The 19,237-nt window shown below is 60.8% G+C and carries 18 protein-coding genes; 8 read left to right on the top strand and 10 right to left on the bottom strand.

Going from position 1 to position 19,237, the window contains the following annotated elements:
- Positions 1-109: 109 nt before the first annotated feature.
- Positions 110-577: a hypothetical protein gene (locus ACFE70_RS02730; RefSeq protein WP_375416167.1), complete on the bottom strand. Its 468-nt coding sequence runs from the start codon at positions 575-577 to the stop codon at positions 110-112.
- Between the two features lie 52 nt (positions 578-629).
- Positions 630-1,232, bottom strand: a complete 603-nt coding sequence (locus ACFE70_RS02725; RefSeq protein ID WP_375416166.1) for a Uma2 family endonuclease — start codon at positions 1,230-1,232, stop codon at positions 630-632.
- Between the two features lie 126 nt (positions 1,233-1,358).
- Here ACFE70_RS02725 and ACFE70_RS02720 point away from each other — a divergent pair, with 126 nt between their 5' ends.
- On the top strand, positions 1,359-1,649 hold the full coding sequence (locus ACFE70_RS02720; RefSeq protein ID WP_375416165.1) for a TIGR03643 family protein: 291 nt from the start codon (positions 1,359-1,361) through the stop codon (positions 1,647-1,649).
- 110 nt (positions 1,650-1,759) lie between these two features.
- Here the strand turns inward: ACFE70_RS02720 and fdhA are convergent, their stop codons facing one another.
- From fdhA to ACFE70_RS02705, 3 genes are all read right to left on the bottom strand, one after another.
- Positions 1,760-2,953, bottom strand: a complete 1,194-nt coding sequence (gene fdhA / locus ACFE70_RS02715) for a formaldehyde dehydrogenase, glutathione-independent (RefSeq protein ID WP_375416164.1) — start codon at positions 2,951-2,953, stop codon at positions 1,760-1,762.
- A 173-nt stretch (positions 2,954-3,126) separates the two neighbouring features.
- Positions 3,127-3,540, bottom strand: coding sequence for a heme-binding protein (locus ACFE70_RS02710; RefSeq protein ID WP_375416163.1), 414 nt, complete (start codon positions 3,538-3,540; stop codon positions 3,127-3,129).
- A 193-nt stretch (positions 3,541-3,733) separates the two neighbouring features.
- Positions 3,734-4,609 carry a carboxypeptidase-like regulatory domain-containing protein gene (locus ACFE70_RS02705; RefSeq protein ID WP_375416162.1) on the bottom strand — a complete coding sequence of 292 codons (876 nt, stop codon included), beginning with the start codon at positions 4,607-4,609 and terminating at the stop codon, positions 3,734-3,736.
- 396 nt (positions 4,610-5,005) lie between these two features.
- On the opposite strand from ACFE70_RS02705, the gene lepA reads away from it, so the two are divergent.
- The 6 genes from lepA to ACFE70_RS02675 all read left to right on the top strand — a co-directional run bounded on the left by lepA (position 5,006) and on the right by ACFE70_RS02675 (position 11,891).
- Entirely contained in the window at positions 5,006-6,793 is a 1,788-nt protein-coding gene (gene lepA, locus ACFE70_RS02700) for a translation elongation factor 4 (RefSeq protein ID WP_375416205.1), read from the top strand.
- Positions 6,794-6,838: 45 nt separating this feature from the next.
- Positions 6,839-7,300: a hypothetical protein gene (locus tag ACFE70_RS02695; protein ID WP_375416161.1), complete on the top strand. Its 462-nt coding sequence runs from the start codon at positions 6,839-6,841 to the stop codon at positions 7,298-7,300.
- A gap of 34 nt (positions 7,301-7,334) precedes the next feature.
- Entirely contained in the window at positions 7,335-8,246 is a 912-nt protein-coding gene (locus ACFE70_RS02690) for a bifunctional 5,10-methylenetetrahydrofolate dehydrogenase/5,10-methenyltetrahydrofolate cyclohydrolase (protein ID WP_375416160.1), read from the top strand.
- A 343-nt stretch (positions 8,247-8,589) separates the two neighbouring features.
- Positions 8,590-9,171 (top strand): 7-carboxy-7-deazaguanine synthase QueE, encoded by a 582-nt coding sequence (locus ACFE70_RS02685; RefSeq protein WP_375416204.1) that lies wholly within the window; start codon positions 8,590-8,592, stop codon positions 9,169-9,171.
- A 90-nt stretch (positions 9,172-9,261) separates the two neighbouring features.
- Entirely contained in the window at positions 9,262-11,199 is a 1,938-nt protein-coding gene (locus tag ACFE70_RS02680) for an OmpA family protein (RefSeq protein WP_375416159.1), read from the top strand.
- 314 nt (positions 11,200-11,513) lie between these two features.
- Positions 11,514-11,891, top strand: coding sequence for a hypothetical protein (locus ACFE70_RS02675; protein WP_375416158.1), 378 nt, complete (start codon positions 11,514-11,516; stop codon positions 11,889-11,891).
- 127 nt (positions 11,892-12,018) lie between these two features.
- Here ACFE70_RS02675 and ACFE70_RS02670 read toward each other — a convergent pair whose 3' ends face one another.
- From ACFE70_RS02670 to ACFE70_RS02650, 5 genes are all read right to left on the bottom strand, one after another.
- The gene (locus tag ACFE70_RS02670; protein ID WP_375416157.1) at positions 12,019-13,308 is read right to left on the bottom strand and encodes a citrate synthase; all 1,290 of its coding nucleotides are present in this window, start codon (positions 13,306-13,308) and stop codon (positions 12,019-12,021) included.
- A gap of 200 nt (positions 13,309-13,508) precedes the next feature.
- Positions 13,509-14,975, bottom strand: coding sequence for a tRNA uridine-5-carboxymethylaminomethyl(34) synthesis GTPase MnmE (mnmE, locus tag ACFE70_RS02665; protein ID WP_375416156.1), 1,467 nt, complete (start codon positions 14,973-14,975; stop codon positions 13,509-13,511).
- 197 nt (positions 14,976-15,172) lie between these two features.
- Entirely contained in the window at positions 15,173-15,832 is a 660-nt protein-coding gene (locus ACFE70_RS02660) for a metal-dependent transcriptional regulator (protein WP_375416155.1), read from the bottom strand.
- Between the two features lie 143 nt (positions 15,833-15,975).
- Positions 15,976-16,977, bottom strand: coding sequence for a 3-oxoacyl-ACP synthase III family protein (locus tag ACFE70_RS02655; RefSeq protein WP_375416203.1), 1,002 nt, complete (start codon positions 16,975-16,977; stop codon positions 15,976-15,978).
- A 160-nt stretch (positions 16,978-17,137) separates the two neighbouring features.
- Entirely contained in the window at positions 17,138-18,307 is a 1,170-nt protein-coding gene (locus ACFE70_RS02650; RefSeq protein WP_375416154.1) for a glycosyltransferase, read from the bottom strand.
- Between the two features lie 67 nt (positions 18,308-18,374).
- Here ACFE70_RS02650 and ACFE70_RS02645 point away from each other — a divergent pair, with 67 nt between their 5' ends.
- On the top strand, positions 18,375-19,229 hold the full coding sequence (locus ACFE70_RS02645; protein ID WP_375416153.1) for a 2,3,4,5-tetrahydropyridine-2,6-dicarboxylate N-succinyltransferase: 855 nt from the start codon (positions 18,375-18,377) through the stop codon (positions 19,227-19,229).
- Positions 19,230-19,237 lie beyond the last annotated feature (8 nt).

The raw sequence follows: 19,237 nt of genomic DNA, 5'->3' as shown, positions 1-19,237 counted from the left end.
TTTTCTTTTGCCAAAGGAGCTTATCACCGGGCGAAAGGTTGCTTTTTCAGGGCTATAAAAAAGCCCCGGCGGGGTCAGCCGGGGCGGGAGACTTGCACCGTCAATGAGCTTATGAGGCAATGCTGCAATAAGCATTCAGCCGCAACACGTCAGTTGTTAAGACAAGTGGAATCTGACCAACAGAAGCAAGGGCTGCCTGGATACCGTCAAGGTTCTGCTCGCCGGATTGCCCGGCTGGGTAACGAGGAAAAGTCAGCCACTCAATTTCACGGTAGGCATACCAGCCACTCGGCCTTCCGGTAATCATGGCTTCCATTGCCCGGTTATAATAATCAAACTGATAATTAGTATTCTCATTGATGAGAAGTACGCGGCCAATGTGTTTTTTCTCCCAAATCAGCTTGACTTGACATTCCTTAATGAGACTATGATGCGTCACCAATACGTGAAGAAGCTTCACCCATTTAGCATTGTTTAAATAGCCTACTAAACCACGTTCACTTACTACTCGGTCAAGATATTTATCGTCTCGAACCGCTGTAAGATTATGTTTTTGATGAGAGTAACAAGTGAGCATCTTACAGTAATTTGTCGTGTCTAATTATAATAAAAAATCCGATTGAATAGAATTACCGCAGCTTGCGCAAATCCAGCACGAAGCCCGGCAGCACGTCTTCCCCCGACAGCTCCCGGTCATATCCGGTTAGCGTTTCATAATCAGCTTGGCCGGCACGGAAGATATAAGCCGTTTCAGTATCTGATGCTAATAGCCAGCCCAGCGCGGCGCCGTTCTGGCGGTATTCCTCCATCTTGTCGAGCAGCACTTTCAGCGAATCCGTTTTCGACTTCAATTCGACTACGAAGGGTGGGCACACCGCCGCGAACTTCTCCTGTTGCTCAACGCTCAGCGCGTTCCACTGGGCCGCCGACACCCACGAAGCATCTGGGGAGCGCATGGCGCCATTCGGTAGCGTAAAACCAGTGTTAGAATCAAATATTTCGCCTGACTCCTGGTGCTGCTCCCACCACTTTCCCAATTCCAAATTGAGCCGGGCGTTACGCTTGCCGGTGAGTGAGAAGGTGGGGGCCATAATTAGGATATCGTGCTGGGCGTTGCGCTCAATGCGCCATTTAGCGTTTTGCTGGCAGAAATCGAAGAACTCGTCGTCGCTCATGCGGCCCAAGTAAGGGTTGCTAAGCACGAGTGGCTCGTCGGCGAAAAGGGCATTCATAACGTATTGGCTGATGGTTGGCTAAACAAGATACGTGGAAACGCGGCCTGCTGCTTCAAGAGTAGCTTATGCTGCAACCCCCTCCGTGCGGGGTTCGACTTAGCCGTAAATTTCTTTTTAATTATTATGATGAGCGCCCCCGAACTAACCGACCAAGACACCGACCGCATTATCGAGATGGCCTGGGAAGACCGCACGCCTTTTGAGGCGATATTTATGCAATTCGGCCTCACGGAAAAAGACGTGATTGAGCTGATGCGCCGCGAGATGAAGGCGTCCTCGTGGCGCATGTGGCGCGCCCGCGTGCAGGGCCGGGCCACGAAGCACCAAGCCAAAAGCGCCGTGGATGATGCCCGCTTCAAGTCCAAGGCGCAGAAAAACATCACGTTTAATAAGATTTCCAAGCGGGGCTCCTAACTGCCCGAAAAGAATCCCTACCCCCTGCAATTTCGGCAAGGCAAAAAGCCAAACAGCCGGGCTGCCTCTCAGGCAGCCCGGCTGTTTTTGATTCAACTTCACCCGAAAGGCTACGCCGGAATCAGGTTGTGCGGGTTGATGACGAACTTCTTGGCCACGCCGCTATCAAATTCGGCGTAGCCTTGGGGGGCATCGTCGAGGGTGATGACTTCCACGTTCACAGCTTTGGCAAGCTGCACTTTATCGTACAGAATGGCCTGCATGAGCTGGCGGTTGTAGCTGAGCACGGGCGTCTGGCCGGTGTGAAAGGAGTGACTCTTGGCCCAGCCCAGGCCGAAGCGAATGGAGAGGTTGCCGGTTTGGGCGGCCTTGTCCGCGGCGCCGGGGTCGGCCGTGACGTAGAGGCCGGGGATGCCGATGGAGCCGCCGGCGCGGGCAATTTCCATGAGGGAGTTGAGCACGGCGGCGGGCACTTCGGTTTTGGCTTGCTCGCCGTGGCCGCTGGCCTCGAAGCCTACGCAGTCGATGGCGCAATCCACTTCCGGCACGCCCAGAATCTGCGCGATTTGGTCGGCCAGGCTGGCATTCTCGTTCAAATCCACGGTTTCGCAGCCGAAGGAGCGGGCGTGAGCCAGGCGAGCCTTGTTCATGTCGCCCACGATGACTACGGCCGCGCCCAAAAGCTGCGCCGAGGCCGCTGCCGCCAACCCGACTGGGCCCGCGCCGGCCACGTACACCGTCGCGCCGGGCCCAACGCCGGCCTTCACGGCGCCGTGGAAGCCGGTTGGGAAAATGTCGCTCAACATGGTCAGGTCGCGGATTTTCTCCATCGCCTGGTCTTTGTTCGGAAACTTGAGCAGGTTGAAATCGGCGTAGGGCACCATCACGTACTCGGCCTGCCCCCCGACCCAGCCGCCCATGTCGACGTAGCCGTAGGCGCCGCCGGCGCGGCCCTCGTTCACGGTCAGGCAGATGCCGGTTTTCATTTCCTTACAAGTGCGGCAGCGCCCACAGGCCACGTTGAAGGGCACCGACACGAGGTCGCCCTTCTTCAAAAACTCGACATCCTCGCCGCACTCAATCACCTCGCCCGTGATTTCGTGGCCCAGCACGAGGCCGGCCGGCGCCGTGGTCCGGCCGCGCACCATGTGCTGGTCGGAACCGCAGATGTTGGTCGAAACAACTTTCAGAATGACGCCGTGGACAATCTTCTTGCCCTTGGGGTTTTTCAGCTCCGGGAAATCTATGCTTTGCACCTCGACCTTGCCAGGTCCGAGATATACTACGCCGCGATTGTCAGCCATATAAATTCAGGAGTCAGAAGTGAGAAAGAATGGAGAACAGTTTCAGAGGGCAGTTAAAAGTTAAAAGTGAAGAGTTAAAAGACAAATGGATTGGCTTTTGACTCTTCACTTTTAACTTTTAACCCGGCCCCGAGCCGGGTTCGGCCAGGTGAGGGGGGTAGGGAACCGGGCTGCTAATGATGCGCGCCTGCCAGCGCCTCGACGCCCGCCTGGGCTACGGCGTGGTCGTTCTCTACACTGTCGCCCGACACGCCGATGGCGCCCATGTAGCCGCCGCTCTGGCCCGGAATCGGGATGCCGCCGGGGAAGGTGATGAGGCCACCGTTGGAGTGCTCAATATTGAAGAGCGAGCCGCCGGGCTGCGAGGCTTGGCCCAAGTCGCCAGTGGGCATGTCGAAGAAGCGGGCGGTTTTGGCCTTCTTAATCGAGATGTCGAGCGAGCCGAGCCAGGCATCGTCCATGCGGACGAAGGCGACGAGGTTGGCGCCGCCATCGACGACGGCAATATTCATTTTGACGTTCAGCTCTTTGGCCTTGTCGTGCGCGGCCTGCAAGGCAGTTTGCGCTTGTGCGAGGGTAATGCCCATGAGGGAGGGGTAGGGATTTGGTTGGGAGGAAAAGATTATTATTTCCAACGGCTTCCGTTCAGCTTGGTTGTTCGGGCGCGGTAGGTTGCGAGGATACAGAACGACTTTGCGAGGATAGCGCGGGGTTCCGCGGCACCGGGCGCCCTTTGGCTGTTGGAGTAAAGACAGCTTGCGATATTGAAGGCCAGGGTGTTTATTCCGGATAGCTCAGCGCCTTGAAATAAAAGCTGGGGTTGACGCCGTATTTCGTCCAGCCTTGCCCGCTTTTCTCTCGCCGAAACGTGGTGTGAAAAGCCGAAAGATGCGCCGGTACATCCAGGAACAGACTGTTGGGCCGGCCAGCTTCACTGCCGAGCCACTGCACGGTAGCCACAACTTCTTGCGTACCTTCGAGCATGATACTGTAGGGCCGCAGGTCCACTGCGGTCCAGCCGCGCTGCTGCCCGTTGACGGTGAAAATGATGTCCTGCCGCAAGAGCGAGTTTTGCGGCTCGCCGTTCTGCACGGCGTAGATATTGAGGCGAAAGGTGACGGTTTTGAAGTCGCGCCCGGACGTGAACAGGTGGAAGCTTTTCAGGCGCGTGGGGTGCTTAATTTTCAGCAGCGGCCCCAACTCCCGGCCCAGGCGGATATGGGGCACGGTGTCGCCCCGCAAGTAGAAGGGCATCGAGGTGAAGGCGCTAACCCAGTTGTGGCCTAACAAGACGCGCCGGGGCTGGCGGCCCCGCACGACCACTTCGGCCAGCTTGGTTTGCTGCGGCGTCAGGCGTAGCTCTGTTGCCGGCTGCAACTGCCCAGCCAGCAGCTTTCGCGGCGCGTAGCCCACGCACGAGACAACGACCGTATCCGCAGCGGCGGCCAAGCCAATTCGGCTCAGCGGGAAGGTGCCGGCCGCGTCGGCCACGGTGCCCAGCGGCCGGCCGCGCACGCCGATGGAGGCGTAGGGAATGGGCTGGCCGCTGCGGGCATCTACTACCCGAATTTGAGCCGGTAGAGTCTGCGCCTGACTGATGAAAATGATTCCGAAGCCCAGGCTGGCGCTGAGCAAAAAACGGCGTAGCTGCTTCATTACAGAGGGGAAGCCCGGCTTATTTGACCTGGATTATCCCGTAGAGACCACGACCCGGCCAGTGGTTGCGCGGGCTTGGAGCACGCTCGCCGACTGACTACCAAACCCGCGCTACGGCCACAGTTTCAGCAGCGGTTGCGGACTGCACGGGGTAGGGAATAAGAAGTGACGCTATTTATGCTCTGCGGACCTCTGCGCTTTTCACTGCGAACCTCTGCGGGAACCGAAGGTCGGCGCAGCCAACTTGCCGAACGAGATGCGCGTGGCCGGCGTCTGCCGGTTGAGAGGGGGGTAGGGACTCAAAAGTAGGCCCGCCGGCTCACATCGCGCTACCCGCCGGGCTGGCTTTTGCGCCCCGTGGTGCGTACCTTCGTCTTTCTAAAAAACTGCCTCTACGTGAAGAATATCCGCAATTTCTGCATCATCGCCCACATCGACCACGGCAAAAGCACGCTGGCCGACCGCCTGCTGGAGTTCACCTCCACCGTGGCCAAGCGCGACATGCAGGCCCAGCTGCTCGATAACATGGACTTGGAGCGCGAGCGCGGCATCACCATTAAGAGCCACGCCATCCAGATGCAGTACCCCTACAAAGGGGAAATCTACACGCTCAACCTGATTGATACGCCCGGCCACGTCGATTTCAGCTACGAAGTGAGCCGCAGCATTGCCGCCTGCGAGGGCGCGCTGCTGATTGTGGATGCTTCGCAAGGCATTGAAGCCCAAACGATTTCCAACCTCTACCTCGCCATTGGCGCTGACCTGGAGATCATTCCGGTGCTCAACAAAATCGACTTGCCCCACGCCATGCCGGAAGAGGTTTCCGATGAAATCGTGGATTTGATTGGCTGCGATTTGGAGAGCATCATCCACGCTTCGGGCAAAACCGGCATTGGCATCGAGAACATTCTGAACGCCATTATTGAGCGGATTCCGGCGCCCAAGGGCGACCCGGCGGCGCCGTTGCAGGCCCTGATTTTCGACTCGGTGTACAACTCGTTTCGCGGCATTGAGGTGTTGTTCCGCATCAAGAACGGCACCATGCGCAAAAACGACAAGGTGAAGTTCATGGCGACCGGCAAGGAGTACGGCGCCGACGAAATTGGCATCCTGGGCCTGAATCAGGAGCCGCGCCCGGAGATGAGCGCCGGCAACGTGGGCTACCTGATTTCGGGCATCAAGGAAGCCCGCGAAGTGAAGGTGGGCGACACGATTACGCACGTGAGCCGGCCCACGCCGGAAGCCATTCAGGGCTTCGCCGACGTGAAGCCGATGGTGTTCGCCGGTATTTATCCGGTCGAGACGACGGAGTACGAGGAGCTGCGCTCCAGCATGGAAAAGCTCCAGCTCAATGACGCCTCGCTGGTCTGGGAGCCGGAAACGTCGGTGGCGCTGGGCTTCGGCTTCCGCTGCGGCTTTCTGGGGATGCTGCACATGGAAATCGTGCAGGAGCGACTGGAGCGCGAGTTCAACATGACCGTCATCACGACCGTGCCGAGCGTGCAGTTCCACGCTATCGGCACCAAAGACCAGCTGCTGACCATCAACGCGCCGTCCGAGATGCCGGAGCCGAACCTGATTAAGCTCATCGAGGAGCCGTTCATCAAGGCGCAGATTATCACCGCCGCCGAGTACGTGGGCCCAATTATCACGCTTTGCATGGACAAGCGCGGCCTCATCAAGGGCCAGTCGTATTTGACCAGCGAGCGGGTGGAGCTGAGCTTCGAGCTGCCGCTCTCCGAAATCGTATTCGACTTTTTCGACAAGCTCAAGACCATCAGTCGCGGCTACGCCTCCCTCGATTACGAGCTGATTGGCTTCCGCGAGGCCGACATGGTGAAGCTCGACGTGATGCTCAACGGCGAGAAAGTGGACGCGCTCTCGGCCATTGTGCACCGCTCGAAAAGCTACGACTGGGGGCGCCGCCTCTGCGAAAAGCTGCGCGAGCTGCTGCCGCGGCAGATGTTCGATATCGCCATTCAGGCCAGTATCGGTCAGAAAATTATCGCCCGCGAAACCGTGAAGGCGCTGCGCAAAAACGTGATTGCCAAGTGCTACGGCGGCGACATCAGCCGCAAGCGCAAGCTGCTCGAAAAGCAGAAGGAAGGCAAGAAGCGGATGCGCTCCGTAGGCTCCGTGGAGATTCCGCAGGAGGCGTTTCTGGCGGTGTTGAAGATTGATTAAGAGTTACTTAACGCGGCTTTCGGGCCGCGTTTTTCTTTTGTGCCAATGCCAGCAATTACAAATGCTGATTTGCGGGAGCTAGTTGCTCAAATGATAGGCGCGACGGCTTGGCGCAGTCGGGCCGGCAGCGGCACCGGCTCAATTTTCACACTGGAATTTGGTCTGGCTTTGCCCGCCAATGATAAGCAGGGTGAGTTTTCGCTTATGGTTTACTGCGCTTGGCGAATCGTGATGGGAAGTAAGCTGCTGTGCAGCTGGCATGACGATTCGGATGAGGTACTTGCTCCAGGGTTAGCCGCGCTAGAGGGGTTAGCTGTCGCCCAAACCAGTTTGTCCGAATGGAATGATTTATCGGTTCGATTTGCAACTGGACACGAGCTTCATATAATGAATGACTGCTCTCCTTTTCGTGACTTCGATTCGTGTTGGGATGTAATTTACAAGGGACAAACTAATTACTGTGTAAACATTGACTCTTCAATTACACAAGAATCTGTCACCTCATAAACCTGACCTTTCACCGTTAATAGTATTTCAAGGTATGGCTACTGCTGACGCTACCACTTCTTATCGCCTCATCGACGGCAAGCAAACCGCCGAGGATATCAAAGCTGAAATTGCCGCCGAAGTCGCGCAATTAACCGCTGCCGGACAGCGTCCGCCGCACCTGGCGGCCATCCTCGTGGGCCATGATGGCGGCTCGGAAACCTACGTGCGCAACAAGGTGCTGGCCTGCGAGCGGGTCGGGTTTGGCAGCACCTTGCTGCGCTACGAGGATGACATCAGCGAGGCGGAGCTGCTGGCGCAGGTCGAGGAGTTGAACAACGACCCCGGCATAGACGGCTTCATCGTGCAGCTGCCCCTACCCCCCCACATCAGCCCGGAGAAGGTCATTGAGGCCATCCGGCCCGAAAAGGACGTGGACGGCTTTCACCCGATGAACATCGGGCGCATGGTGGCCGGGCTGCCGGCGCTGCTGCCAGCTACGCCGGCTGGCATCGTGGAGCTGCTGCAACGCTACGGCATCAAAACCAGCGGGCAGCACGCCGTCGTCATCGGCCGCTCCAACATCGTGGGCACGCCGGTGAGCATCCTGCTGGCCCGCAACCTGGAGTCAGGCAACTGCACCGTCACGCTCTGCCACTCCCGCACCAAGGATTTGCCCGCCATCTGCCGCACGGCCGATATCGTAGTGGCCGCCATCGGCCGGCCCGAGTTCGTGACCGCCGACATGGTGCGTCCCGGCGCCGTGGTTATCGACGTGGGCACGACCCGCGTGGCCGACGCGAGCAAGAAAAGCGGCTTCACCCTCAAGGGCGACGTGAACTTTGCCGAGGTCGCGCCGCTGGCTTCGGCCATTACGCCCGTGCCAGGGGGGGTAGGGCCCATGACCATTGCCATGCTGCTGCTCAATACCTTGCGGGCGGCGAAGGGGGAGGTGTATCCGAAATAGGAAGGTTTGGGTACGGTAGAGACACAACATTTTGTGTCTCTTTGCAGTGCGAGGGGTAGGGTAATCAGAATTACTGCGCCCCTCCACGCACAAGGAGACACAAAATGTTGTGTCTCTACCCCGTTCTGATGGCCGCGCACATGCCGCCTGACTTCCGCTCCATCCTTGCCCGTTTCCTCACCAAACCCTACCTTTAACGCTTAGCCGGGCGGAACGCAAGGCCGCCGGGCGGCTGTTGCCAGTGGCCAACGCCATTATAACTTTGCCGATGTCTTTTTCCGACGTTTTTATTGACTTATTGCCCGCCCCAACCCCGTCTGCTGCGTTGCCGCCGCTGCCGGTGATGGAGCAGTTTTATACTATTCAGGGGGAGGGTGCCAATGCCGGGCGGGCCGCCTATTTCATCCGCCTCGGCGGCTGCGACGTGGGCTGCGTGTGGTGCGACGTGAAGGAATCCTGGGATGCCGACCAGCACCCGCGTCTCGAAATTGCGGACCTAGTGGAAAATGTGCTGGCTTACCCCGGCCGCAACGTCGTCATCACCGGCGGCGAGCCGCTGATGCACGACTGCGGCCCGCTCACGCGGGCGCTGCGCGCGGCCGGCTGTCAGACCTGGATAGAAACCAGCGGCGCCCATCCGCTCTCGGGCGAGTGGGACTGGATATGTCTGTCGCCCAAGAAGTTCAAGGCGCCGCGGCCCGACGTGCTGGCGGCGGCTCATGAGTTGAAAGTGGTCATCTTCAACGACAGCGATTTTGCCTGGGCCGAAACCCACGCCGCGCTGGTGGGACCTGATTGCCGCTTATTCTTGCAGCCTGAGTGGAGCCGCGCCGCCCGCATGACGCCCGCGCTGGTGGAGTACGTGAAAGCGAATCCGCGCTGGCAGGTGTCGCTGCAAACCCACAAATACCTCGACATTCCTTAGTTTGCCGGATTTATGCGTCTAGTACTCGCCCGCTGGGGCTGTTATCGGGGGCCGTGGCCCGGTCTGTTGTGGCTCAGCTGGCTGCTGCTCATGCCGTTGGCTTATGCGGGCGCCCAAACCCTACCCCCCGTGCGCCAGCCGGTCGTCAACAACAAGGCCCGTAACCTGCTCGAAAAAGCCCAGGAGCAAACCAAGGCCCGCGACTTTGCCAAGGCGATTGAGACGCTGAATCAGCTCAATCAGAAGTTTCCCTCCTTCACGGAGGCCTTTGTGCTCAAGGGCTCACTGCTGAAAGCCCTCGGCGACAAGCGTGCGGCTCTCGCGGCCTACCAGGAGGGTCTGCGCGCCGCCAAGCCTGAGCCCGACCGCGCCGCCGATTATATGACGCTCGGTGACCTGGCCCTGGGCTTTGGCGAGTACGAAACCGCCGCTACGGCCTACCGGCAGCTGCTGAAAGTGGCGCCCCGCAGCTTGCGCGGCCTGCCCCGCGCCGAGCGCAACCTCAAAACCTGCGATTACGCGCTGGAAGCGCTCAAGCACCCCGTTGGCAGCACGCCCGAGCGCCTGGCCGGCCCGCTCAACGCCTACCGCTTTCAGTATTTTCCGGCCCTGACGGCCGACAACCGCTTTCTGCTCTTCACCGGCCGGCCCACGGCCGAGAGCGACGAAAACCTCTACATCAGCCGCCAAATCAAGGACGGTGGCCTGAGCGAGCCCGTGGGCATTGCCCCAAATATTAACTCGCGCTACAACGAGGGCGCCGGCACCATCGCCGGCGACGGTAAAACGCTCGTCTTCGCGTCCTGCGACCGGCCCGGCGCCATCGGCAACTGTGACCTCTACATCTCGCGGCGCACCGGCAACACCTGGAGCGCACCCCAGAACCTGGGCCGCAGCGTCAATTCCCTGGATTGGGACTCGCAGCCCTCGCTTTCGGCCGACGGGCGCACACTCTACTTCACTTCGAACCGCGACGGGGGGGTAGGCCAGGAAGACCTGTACGTGAGCACCTTGCAGGACAACGGCACCTGGAGCGCGGCCCGCAACCTCGGCGCGCCGGTCAACACGCCCGGCAAGGACATGGCCCCGTTTATCCACGCCAGCGGCACGACGCTCTACTACGTCACCGATGGCCTCATCGGCATGGGCGGCCTCGACGTGTTCCGCTGCGAGCTGATGGACCCGGCCACCAACAAGTGGGGCGTGCCCAGCAACCTGGGCTACCCCCTCAACACGTTCGAGAACGAAGCCTCACTCTTCGTTACCTCCGACAACCTGCGCGGCTTCTGCTCGCGCACGGTGCAGGACAAAAACGCGGTCAACCTCAGCGTCACGGCGCGGCCATCGATGCGCGAAGCGCCGGTTGAGCTTTTCGGCTTCGCGGTGCCGCCGCCGGTGCAGGCCCGCGAAACCAGCACCTACACGCAAGGGCGGGTGTTCGACGCCATCACCAAAAAGCCGCTCAAGGCCGATGTGAAGCTCTACGACGTGCAAACCGACGCCCTGACGCAGTTCGTGACCTCCGACCCCGTGGAGGGCGACTACACCGTGGTGCTCAACGAGGGCCGCCGCTACGCCATGTACGCCGCCGCCGACAAGTACCTGCTCAAAAGCCTGAGCTTCGACTACACCGGCAAGCAGAGTTTCAACCCGCTCACGTTAGATATTTATTTGGAGCCCGTGCGCGCCGGCCGCAGCGTGGTGCTGAATAATCTGTTTTTTGACACCAACGAGTACGCCCTCAAGCCGCAGTCGCGCACCGAGCTGAACCGCCTGATTGAGTTTATGCGCCAGTACCGCGACGTGCAGATTGAAATTTCCGGCCACACCGATAATGTGGGCACGCCCGAGGCCAACGCCCTGCTGTCGCAGCGCCGGGCGCAGGCCGTGCAGGAGTATCTGGCCGGACACGGCGTGGCCGCCAGCCGCCTGCGGGCCAAAGGCTACGGTGCCAACCGCCCCCTGACCGCCAACGATACCGACGCGCATCGCCAGCAAAACCGCCGCATTGAATTACGAATTTTATAAGCTAAGGCGCTGATTTTCACTTAAAGTATTGCTTGATATACAAAAATATAATTCAATTTTCCGAGGATAATGTAGTGCCCGCCCAACAGCGGGCATTTTTTATAACCTGAAGGCCGGCTTTTTTTGAGGAACATAATATGGCTAGAACCAGTTAGTTATAATAAGAGGCGAAAACAGGGGCGTTAAAAAAGTGCCAAAAAAAGCGTTTTTTGTGTATTTTTTAATTTTGCGTAGGTTTGGATAAGTCGTTTCGGAATAGTTGGAGCGGCGAGAAGTAGAAGTTTCATTTTTCACTCCTTATTTTTCCAAACTTTATGGTTCAGTTCTTCGCCACTCTCATCCTTTCCACCTTGGTGTCGACGGCTACCCCCGCCGGCTCCCCCGACCCCACCACCCTTATGTACTCACCCCGGATAGTGGCGCACGCCACGGTGCTCACCCGCGCTCTGGCCCAGCGCATTCATTTTAATGAAGGCCAATACCTGAAAGTGAAAGCCCTGCACCTGCAAATGCTGGCCGAGCGCAGCCTGCTCGAAAGTGGCCTCGCCGACGCCACGGCCGCCGAGCGCGACACGTGGCTGGCTACCGCCCAGGCCCGCTACGAAGCCGAGCTGGCCGCCCTGCTTCAGCCCGAGCAGCGCCTGGCCTACCAGCAGCTGCGCAGCAACCTCACCGCGCATCGCCTCAACTAAAGGCGCTTTAACATTTCCCTACCCCCCCGAAAACAGGAAAAGCCCGCTCTGATGAGCGGGCTTTTCCTGTTTTCGGGGGGGTAGGGAAATGTTAGTGCAAAGCAAGAGCTGTGTGCACTACCTTAGGCTAAGCCCGCTCGTTGATGGGCGCGTAGTCGCGCACCAACTCGCCGGTGTAAATCTGGCGGGGGCGGCCGATGGGCTCCTTGTTTTCGCGCATTTCCTTCCACTGCGCAATCCAGCCGGGCAGGCGGCCCATAGCGAAGAGCACAGTGAACATCTCAGTCGGAATGCCCATCGCCCGGTAGATGATGCCGGAGTAGAAGTCGACGTTGGGGTAGAGCTTGCGCTCGATAAAGTAGGAGTCGGTGAGGGCGGCCTGCTCCAGCTCGCCGGCGATGCGCAGCAGTGGGTCGTCGATGCCGAGGGCTTTGAGCACGTCGTCGGCGGCCTTTTTGATGATTTTGGCGCGTGGGTCGAAGTTTTTGTACACCCGGTGGCCAAAGCCCATGAGGCGGAACGGGTCGTTCTTGTCCTTGGCCTTGTTGATGAACTTGCTCGTGTCGCCGCCGTCGGCCTGAATCTCCATCAGCATTTCCACCACTTCCTGGTTGGCGCCGCCGTGCAGCGGGCCCCACAGCGCGTTGATGCCCGCCGACACCGAGCCGTAGAGCGAGGCGTTGGCCGAGCCCACCAGGCGCACCGTCGAGGTCGAGCAGTTCTGCTCGTGGTCGGCGTGCAGGATAAGGAGCTTGTTCAAGGCGCTGACCACCACCGGGTTAAGGTCATACTTCTCGGTCGGGAAGCTGAACATCATGTAGAGAAAGTTCGAGGTGTAGTCGAGGTCGTTGCGGGGGTAGTTGAGCGGGTGGCCCTGCGAGTTCTTGTAGGTCCAGGCGGCGATGGTGGGCAGCTTGGCCAGCAGGCGCAGGATGTTGAGGTTCATCTCCTCGGCGCTCTGCTCGGGGTCGATGCTCTTGGGATAAAACGCGGTGAGCGCGCAGATGAGCGAGGAGAGAATGGCCATCGGGTGAGCCGCCGAGGGGAAGCCATCGAAAATTTTGCGCACGTCCTCGTGCACCAGCGTGTGCTTGGTAATCTGGTGGCTGAACTCGTCGAGCTGCGTCTGGGTGGGCAGGGCGCCATAAATCAGCAAATAGGCCACTTCTAGGAAGCTGGACTGCTCGGCGAGCTGCTCGATGGGGTAGCCGCGGTAGCGCAGAATGCCTTCTTCGCCATCCAGGAACGTGATGGCCGACTTGGTGGCGCCGGTGTTCTTATAGCCCGAGTCGAGGGTAACGTAGCCGGTCTGGTCGCGCAGCTTGCCGATGTCGAAGGCTTTTTCGTGCTCGGTGCCTTCAATGACGGGTAGGGAAATCGACTTACCGTCGAGGATGAGTTCAGCAGATTCTGCCATGAGCGGGAGAGGTAAGGAGAGAGTAGAAAGGGGGTAGGGAGTGCGGGGCGAAACTACGGAAGAAGTGGCAAGCCACACGGAGCCAGCCCGGCCGAGCCTGCTGGTAGTACCGGCTTTAGCGGGCAGAAGTTCGGGCCGGGCGGCTTTTTTGCGGGCCTGTGCTGGTTTGATAGCATTGCCGGGGGCGCAGGTCCGGGCAGTTACTTGCCGATGCAGAACTGGGTGAAGATGCTAGTCAGCAAATCATCCGAGGAAATATCCCCGGTAATCTCGCCCAGCGCGGCCAGCGCGTGGCGCAAGTCGGCGGCCAGCAGCTCAGTGCCGTGGCCAGTCGTGAGGCCGTCGGCCACGGCTTGCAGGTGCGCGGCGGCCATCTCCAGGGCGCGGGCGTGGCGCACGTTGGTGACGATAGTGGCCGAGGCATTGCCGGCCAGCCCGGCGCCGCGCACCTGCGCCAGCAGGGCATCCTGCAACTCGGCCAGCCCTGCGCCCTGGGCGGCGGAAATGAGAATCAATGAGGAATGAGGAATGAGGAATGAGGAATGAGCGACCGAAGTTTTATTCAGCGCAAAGTCAGCTATCAGTAACTCTTCATTCTTCATTGGCTTACGCCGTCCTTCGGTTCTTAATTCCTCATTGCCGAAGGCCAAATCGCGCTTGTTGCCCACGAGCAGCACCGGAATTTTCCTACCCCCCAGCAGCTCCGCAACGTCGGCCGCGACCTCGGCCGGGCCTAGCTCCGTAACGTCGAAGAGGTAGAGCAGCAGCGCCGCCTGCTGCACCCGCTGCCGGGTGCGGCTTACGCCGATGGCCTCGATTTCGTCGGCAGGGTTATCGCGCAGGCCGGCCGTGTCCACGAAGCGGAAGCGGATGCCGTCAAGGCTAACCTCGTCCTCGATAAAGTCGCGGGTGGTGCCGGCCGTGGCCGAGACGATGGCGCGTTCCTCGCGCAAAAGCTGGTTGAGCAGGGTTGATTTACCGGCGTTGGGCCGCCCAGCGATGACCGTGGTAACGCCGTTTTTAATGACGTTGCCCAACTCAAACGAGCGCAGCAGGCCACTCACTACCCCCCGCACCTCGACCAGCAGCTGGCTCAGCCCGCGGCGGTCGGCGAACTCCACGTCTTCCTCACCAAAGTCCAGCTCTAACTCGAGCAAGGCCGCGAAGTGAATCAGCCGCCCGCGCAGAGCCTTCAGCTCACTAGAAAAGCCGCCGCGCAGCTGATTCAGCGCCACTTGGTGCGAGAGGGCCGAATCGGCCGCAATCAGGTCGGCCACGGCTTCGGCCTGGGTTAAATCCAGCGCCCCGTTGAGAAAGGCGCGCTTGGTGAACTCGCCGGCTTCGGCCAGGCGGGCGCCGTGGCGCAGGAGCAAAGCCAGGATTTGGCGCACCACGTAATCGGAGCCGTGGCCGGTGATTTCCACGAGGTCTTCGCGGGTGTAGGAGCGCGGCGCGCGGTAGAGCGAGACGACCACTTCGTCCACGATTTGGCCCGTGGCGTCGTCGCGCAGTGGGCCGTAGTGCAGGGTGTGGCCGGGCTGCTCGGCCAGGCTTTTCTTCGAGAAAACCCGCGCAACAATGGCAATAGCGTCGGGGCCGGAGAGGCGCACGATGGCCAGCGCGCCCGCGCCGGGCGGGGTAGAGAGGGCAACAATTGTCTGAACCACGGATTTATCGGATTAAACGGATTAGTCGGATTTTGAGGACGATTCAGCACCGGTTGGTTTCGAGTTCCTACCCCCTCTGAAAAACGGAAGACCACTCGCCGAAGTAGCTTCTTTGCTTAACCGACCGGTGCTGAATCGTCCTCAAAATCCGACTAATCCGTTTAATCCGATAAATCCGTGGTTCAGACAACAGACAGCTACTCGGTCACGAACAGATTGCGGCTGACTTCGGCCGAAACCAGGGCCGTGCGGTCGCGGTTCACGCGCAGCTCCAGCGAGTGGTCAAAGGCGACTATGTCGAGCACCTCGACGCGGGCGCCGAGGGGCAGGCCCACTTTATCAAGATATTGCAGAAAGGGCGCCGAGGTGTTCTTGACGCCGGCCAGGACGCCTTTCTCGCCGGTTTGTAAGTCGGCCAGCAGGCGGTGGGCGGGGCGGCGCATGGCGCCGTCCTCGGCCGGGATGGGGTCGCCGTGGGGGTCCAGCGCCGGGTGGCCCAGGAAGGCATCGAGGCGGCGCATGAGCAGGGGCGAGGCCACGTGCTCCAGCTCCTCGGCCACGTCGTGCACCTCGTCCCAGGCGAAGCCCAGCTGCTGCACCAGAAACACTTCCCAAAGCCGGTGCTTGCGGATGGTGAGCAGCGCCACGCGCCGGCCTTCGTCGGTGAGCTGCACGCCGCGGTATTTTTCGTAGGCCAGCAAGCCCTTGTCGGCCAGGCGGCGCAGCATGTCGGTGACCGAAGCGGCGCGGGTGGCCAGCGCCGCCGCAATGCGGTTGGTGCTTACGCCGGTAGCCGGCTCGGCTTCGGCGAGCTTGTAGATGGCTTTAAGGTAGTTTTCTTCGGTGTGGGAGGGCATTCGAGGCGTTTGTCATGCTGAGCGCAGCGCAGCGGAGTCGAAGCATCTCTACCGCAGGCTAACTCAATCGTTAGTTACCGTGGATTACTCCCCCGGTAGAGATGCTTCGACTCCGCTCCGCTGCGCTCAGCATGACGTTCTTTTTACCACTTAATCAGCGCTGAGGCCCAGGTGAAACCGCTGCCAAACGCGGCCAGGCACACCAAATCGCCGCGCTTGACCCGGCCTTCCTGCACGGCCTCGCTCAGGGCCAGCGGGATGGAGGCGGCCGTGGTGTTGCCGTAGCGCATGATGTTGTTGTACACCTTCTCATTTGGCAACCCCATCTTCTGCTGCACAAACTGGCTGATGCGCAGGTTGGCTTGGTGCGGAATGAGCAAGTCAATATCTGACGCCTGTAAGTTGTTCTGCGCCAGCGCCTCGTTGATAACCTGCGGGAAGCGGACCACGGCGTGCTTGAACACGTTTTGCCCGTTCATGAGGGGGTAGAGGTCTTGCTTGTTTTCCATCATCCGCTCGTTGCGGTTGTCGCGGTTCGAGCTGGGCTCCTTGACAATCAATTCCTCGGCAAATTCGCCCTGCGCGTGCAGGTGGGTGCTCAGGATGCCGTGGCCCGCGCGGGAGCTGGGGCGCAGCACCACGGCGCCGGCGCCATCACCGAAGATGACGGCCACGTTGCGGCCATTAGTGCTTTTGTCGAGGCCCGAAGAATGAATCTCGGAGCCCACTACTAATACGGTGTCGTACATGCCGGTGCGCACGAACTGGTCGGCCACCGACAGGCCATATATGAAGCCCGAGCACTGGTTGCGCACGTCGAGGGCGGGCGTGGTGTCCTTCAGGCCCAGCTCGCGCTGCAAAAGCACGCCGGAGCCGGGGAAAAAGTAGTCGGGCGAAAGCGTGGCGAAGACGATGAGCTGCACGTCGTCGGGGGTGAGGCCGGCCATTTCGAGGGCCTTTCGGGCGGCTTTGGCGCCCATGTTGGCCGTCGTGTCGGTGCCTTCCTCAAACCAGCGCCGCTCCTGGATGCCAGTACGCTCCTGAATCCAGGCGTCGGTGGTTTCCATGAGCTGTTCGAGGTCGGCATTCTTGACCACGCGGGCCGGCACGTAGTGGCCGACGCCGGCAATTTCGGACTGACGCAGAGAAGCCATCAAGGTAGGAAAATAGGGGGTGGGAACAGGAAAGCAGAGAGTGATAAAGATACGCAGCCCGACCAGCCACGGCTGAGATGTTGCTGGTGGCCGCCGCGGGCCGGGCGGCCGCAAAGCCGCGCCGCCGACAAGGGGCCGCAAAGGTGGCAGCTTAGCGTAAGGTTTCGGCTAAATGCCGCAATTTTTTGGCTTCCAATTCCCACAACACCTCGGCCGGCGCGCCCCGCGGGTAAAATTCGGCCCTGGCCGTCAGCGCCGCCGCTACGGCCGCCGCCGCCCGCGCCGGCTGCCCGAAATCCACGACCAGCCCGGCTTGATGGCGCCGCACCAGCGCCGCCCAGAGCGGGTTATCGGGCACGAGCACGGGCAGGGCGTGGGCCAGGTATTCAAAGAGCTTGGTGGGCCGGCAGCGCGCGGTGCTGGGGTGGGGGTGGTAGGGCAGCAGCCCCGCGTCAGCCTGGGAAATAGCCGCCACGATGGCCGCGTGCGGCACCAGTTGCGCCCCGCCAATCAGCGTAAGCCAGGCTGGGTTTTCAGCCGCTAGCCGCTCAATCTCAGCGAGCAGGCCCGGCTGCTGGCAGAAGCCGATAATAGTCAATTGCGCGCCGCCGGGCCGGATTTTAGTTAACTCTTGCGTCAGTTGAATAGCCTCGCGTACTCCGTTTAATTCCGAGATGGTGCCGGAGTAAAGCAGGCGCAGCGGGGCCGCCGGCGCGGGCCTTGGGCGGGCGAGGGGGGGTAGGGATTCGGCGGGGCCGGGCTGGTATTTATTTTCCAGGATGAGCACCCGCCCGGCCGGCAGCCGCGCCAGGAACGGCAGCTCGTCGGCGTAGCTTTCCTCGGCCAGCATGATGGCCGCCGCGCGCCGGCTGGCGGCAGCTTCTACGCCGCGCAGGCCGGCCGCCAGCAGGCGCCGCGCCAAGCCTTGGTAAACGCCTTGCGTGGCGACATTAAGCGCGTAGTTTTCCCGAATGTCGTACACAAACTGCCGGTCCCGCCCCAGCCGCTGCCAGAGCAGTGTGAGCGGCAGCAGCTCCGGGGCGTGCACGAATACAAGGGCCGGTTGCAGCCGCCTTAATAAGCGCCAGTAGCGGATTTGAGCCAGCAGACGGTCCGGGCTCAGCCGGCTGCCGCTGAAAATCGGATGCTGCCTCACGGCCGCCGCCAGGCCAGCGCCGCCGGTGCGCCCGGCCACGTGCACCCGCGCGCCAGGTAGCTGGCGCAGCGTTTCGGCAAACTTGCCCCGCATCCGGGTGTCGTCGACGGGCTTGAGCACCGAGGCCAGCAGCACAACAAATAAAGAGGAATCGGAGCCAGGCACGGGTCAAAGATGCTAGTTTTGCCGGGCTTTCATTTCTCAACTCTGTCCTGCTTAGCCTACCACCGCCATGCACCACGCCCCCAACACCCTGCTCGACCGTTTCGCCGCCCAAACTGCCGTCGAAGCTGCCTGGGCCGACCGCAACCTGCTCGAAGAAGTTGAAACCAGAGCCGCCATCGAGCACGTCATCGAGGAGCTGGACAAGGGCCATCTGCGCGTGGCCGAGCCGCCGGCCGAGGAGGATGGCGAGTGGAAAATCAATGAATGGGTGAAAAAGGCGGTCATCCTTTACTTTCCCATTCGGCAGATGAGCACCCAGCAGGTTGGCCCGTTTGAGTACCACGACAAGATGGAGCTGAAAGCCGACTACGCCCAGCAGCACGTGCGCGTGGTGCCGCCAGCCACGGCCCGCTACGGCGCGTTTCTGGCGCCCGGCGTGATTCTGATGCCGAGCTACGTCAACATCGGTGCCTACGTCGGGGCCGGCACGATGGTCGATACCTGGGCCACAGTGGGCTCCTGCGCGCAGGTGGGGGCGAGCGTGCACCTGAGTGGGGGGGTAGGGCTGGGCGGCGTGCTGGAGCCCGTGCAGGCCGCGCCCGTCATCATCGAAGATGGTGCCTTCATCGGCTCGCGCAGCATCCTGGTCGAGGGCTGCCGCATCGGCCGCGAGGCCGTCATCGGGGCGGGCGTCACCATCACCGGCAGCACCCGCATCATCGACGTGACCGGCCCTGAGCCCAAAGAATACCGCGGCTACGTGCCGCCTCGCTCCGTGGTCATTCCCGGCTCCATCCCCAAGCGGTTTCCGGCCGGCGAATACCAGGTGCCCTGCGCGCTCATTATCGGCCAGCGCAAGCCGAGCACGGACTTGAAAACCAGCCTGAATGAGGCATTGCGGGACTTTGGCGTCAGTGTCTGAACCACGGA

The sequence above is a fragment of the uncultured Hymenobacter sp. genome (assembly GCF_964243305.1).
Lineage (GTDB): Bacteria > Bacteroidota > Bacteroidia > Cytophagales > Hymenobacteraceae > Hymenobacter.
The sequence above is the reverse complement of the archived record's forward strand: the minus strand, read 5'-3'. Positions and strand labels throughout refer to the sequence as shown.

Coding starts and splice junctions, on each gene's coding strand:
- ACFE70_RS02730 (WP_375416167.1), bottom strand. CDS start 577: ATGCTCACTTGTTACTCTCATCAAAAACATAATCTTACAGCGGTTCGA.
- ACFE70_RS02725 (WP_375416166.1), bottom strand. CDS start 1,232: ATGAATGCCCTTTTCGCCGACGAGCCACTCGTGCTTAGCAACCCTTAC.
- ACFE70_RS02720 (WP_375416165.1), top strand. CDS start 1,359: ATGATGAGCGCCCCCGAACTAACCGACCAAGACACCGACCGCATTATC.
- fdhA (WP_375416164.1), bottom strand. CDS start 2,953: ATGGCTGACAATCGCGGCGTAGTATATCTCGGACCTGGCAAGGTCGAG.
- ACFE70_RS02710 (WP_375416163.1), bottom strand. CDS start 3,540: ATGGGCATTACCCTCGCACAAGCGCAAACTGCCTTGCAGGCCGCGCAC.
- ACFE70_RS02705 (WP_375416162.1), bottom strand. CDS start 4,609: ATGAAGCAGCTACGCCGTTTTTTGCTCAGCGCCAGCCTGGGCTTCGGA.
- ACFE70_RS02695 (WP_375416161.1), top strand. CDS start 6,839: ATGCCAGCAATTACAAATGCTGATTTGCGGGAGCTAGTTGCTCAAATG.
- ACFE70_RS02690 (WP_375416160.1), top strand. CDS start 7,335: ATGGCTACTGCTGACGCTACCACTTCTTATCGCCTCATCGACGGCAAG.
- ACFE70_RS02685 (WP_375416204.1), top strand. CDS start 8,590: ATGGAGCAGTTTTATACTATTCAGGGGGAGGGTGCCAATGCCGGGCGG.
- ACFE70_RS02680 (WP_375416159.1), top strand. CDS start 9,262: ATGCCGTTGGCTTATGCGGGCGCCCAAACCCTACCCCCCGTGCGCCAG.
- ACFE70_RS02675 (WP_375416158.1), top strand. CDS start 11,514: ATGGTTCAGTTCTTCGCCACTCTCATCCTTTCCACCTTGGTGTCGACG.
- ACFE70_RS02670 (WP_375416157.1), bottom strand. CDS start 13,308: ATGGCAGAATCTGCTGAACTCATCCTCGACGGTAAGTCGATTTCCCTA.
- ACFE70_RS02660 (WP_375416155.1), bottom strand. CDS start 15,832: ATGCCCTCCCACACCGAAGAAAACTACCTTAAAGCCATCTACAAGCTC.
- ACFE70_RS02645 (WP_375416153.1), top strand. CDS start 18,375: ATGCACCACGCCCCCAACACCCTGCTCGACCGTTTCGCCGCCCAAACT.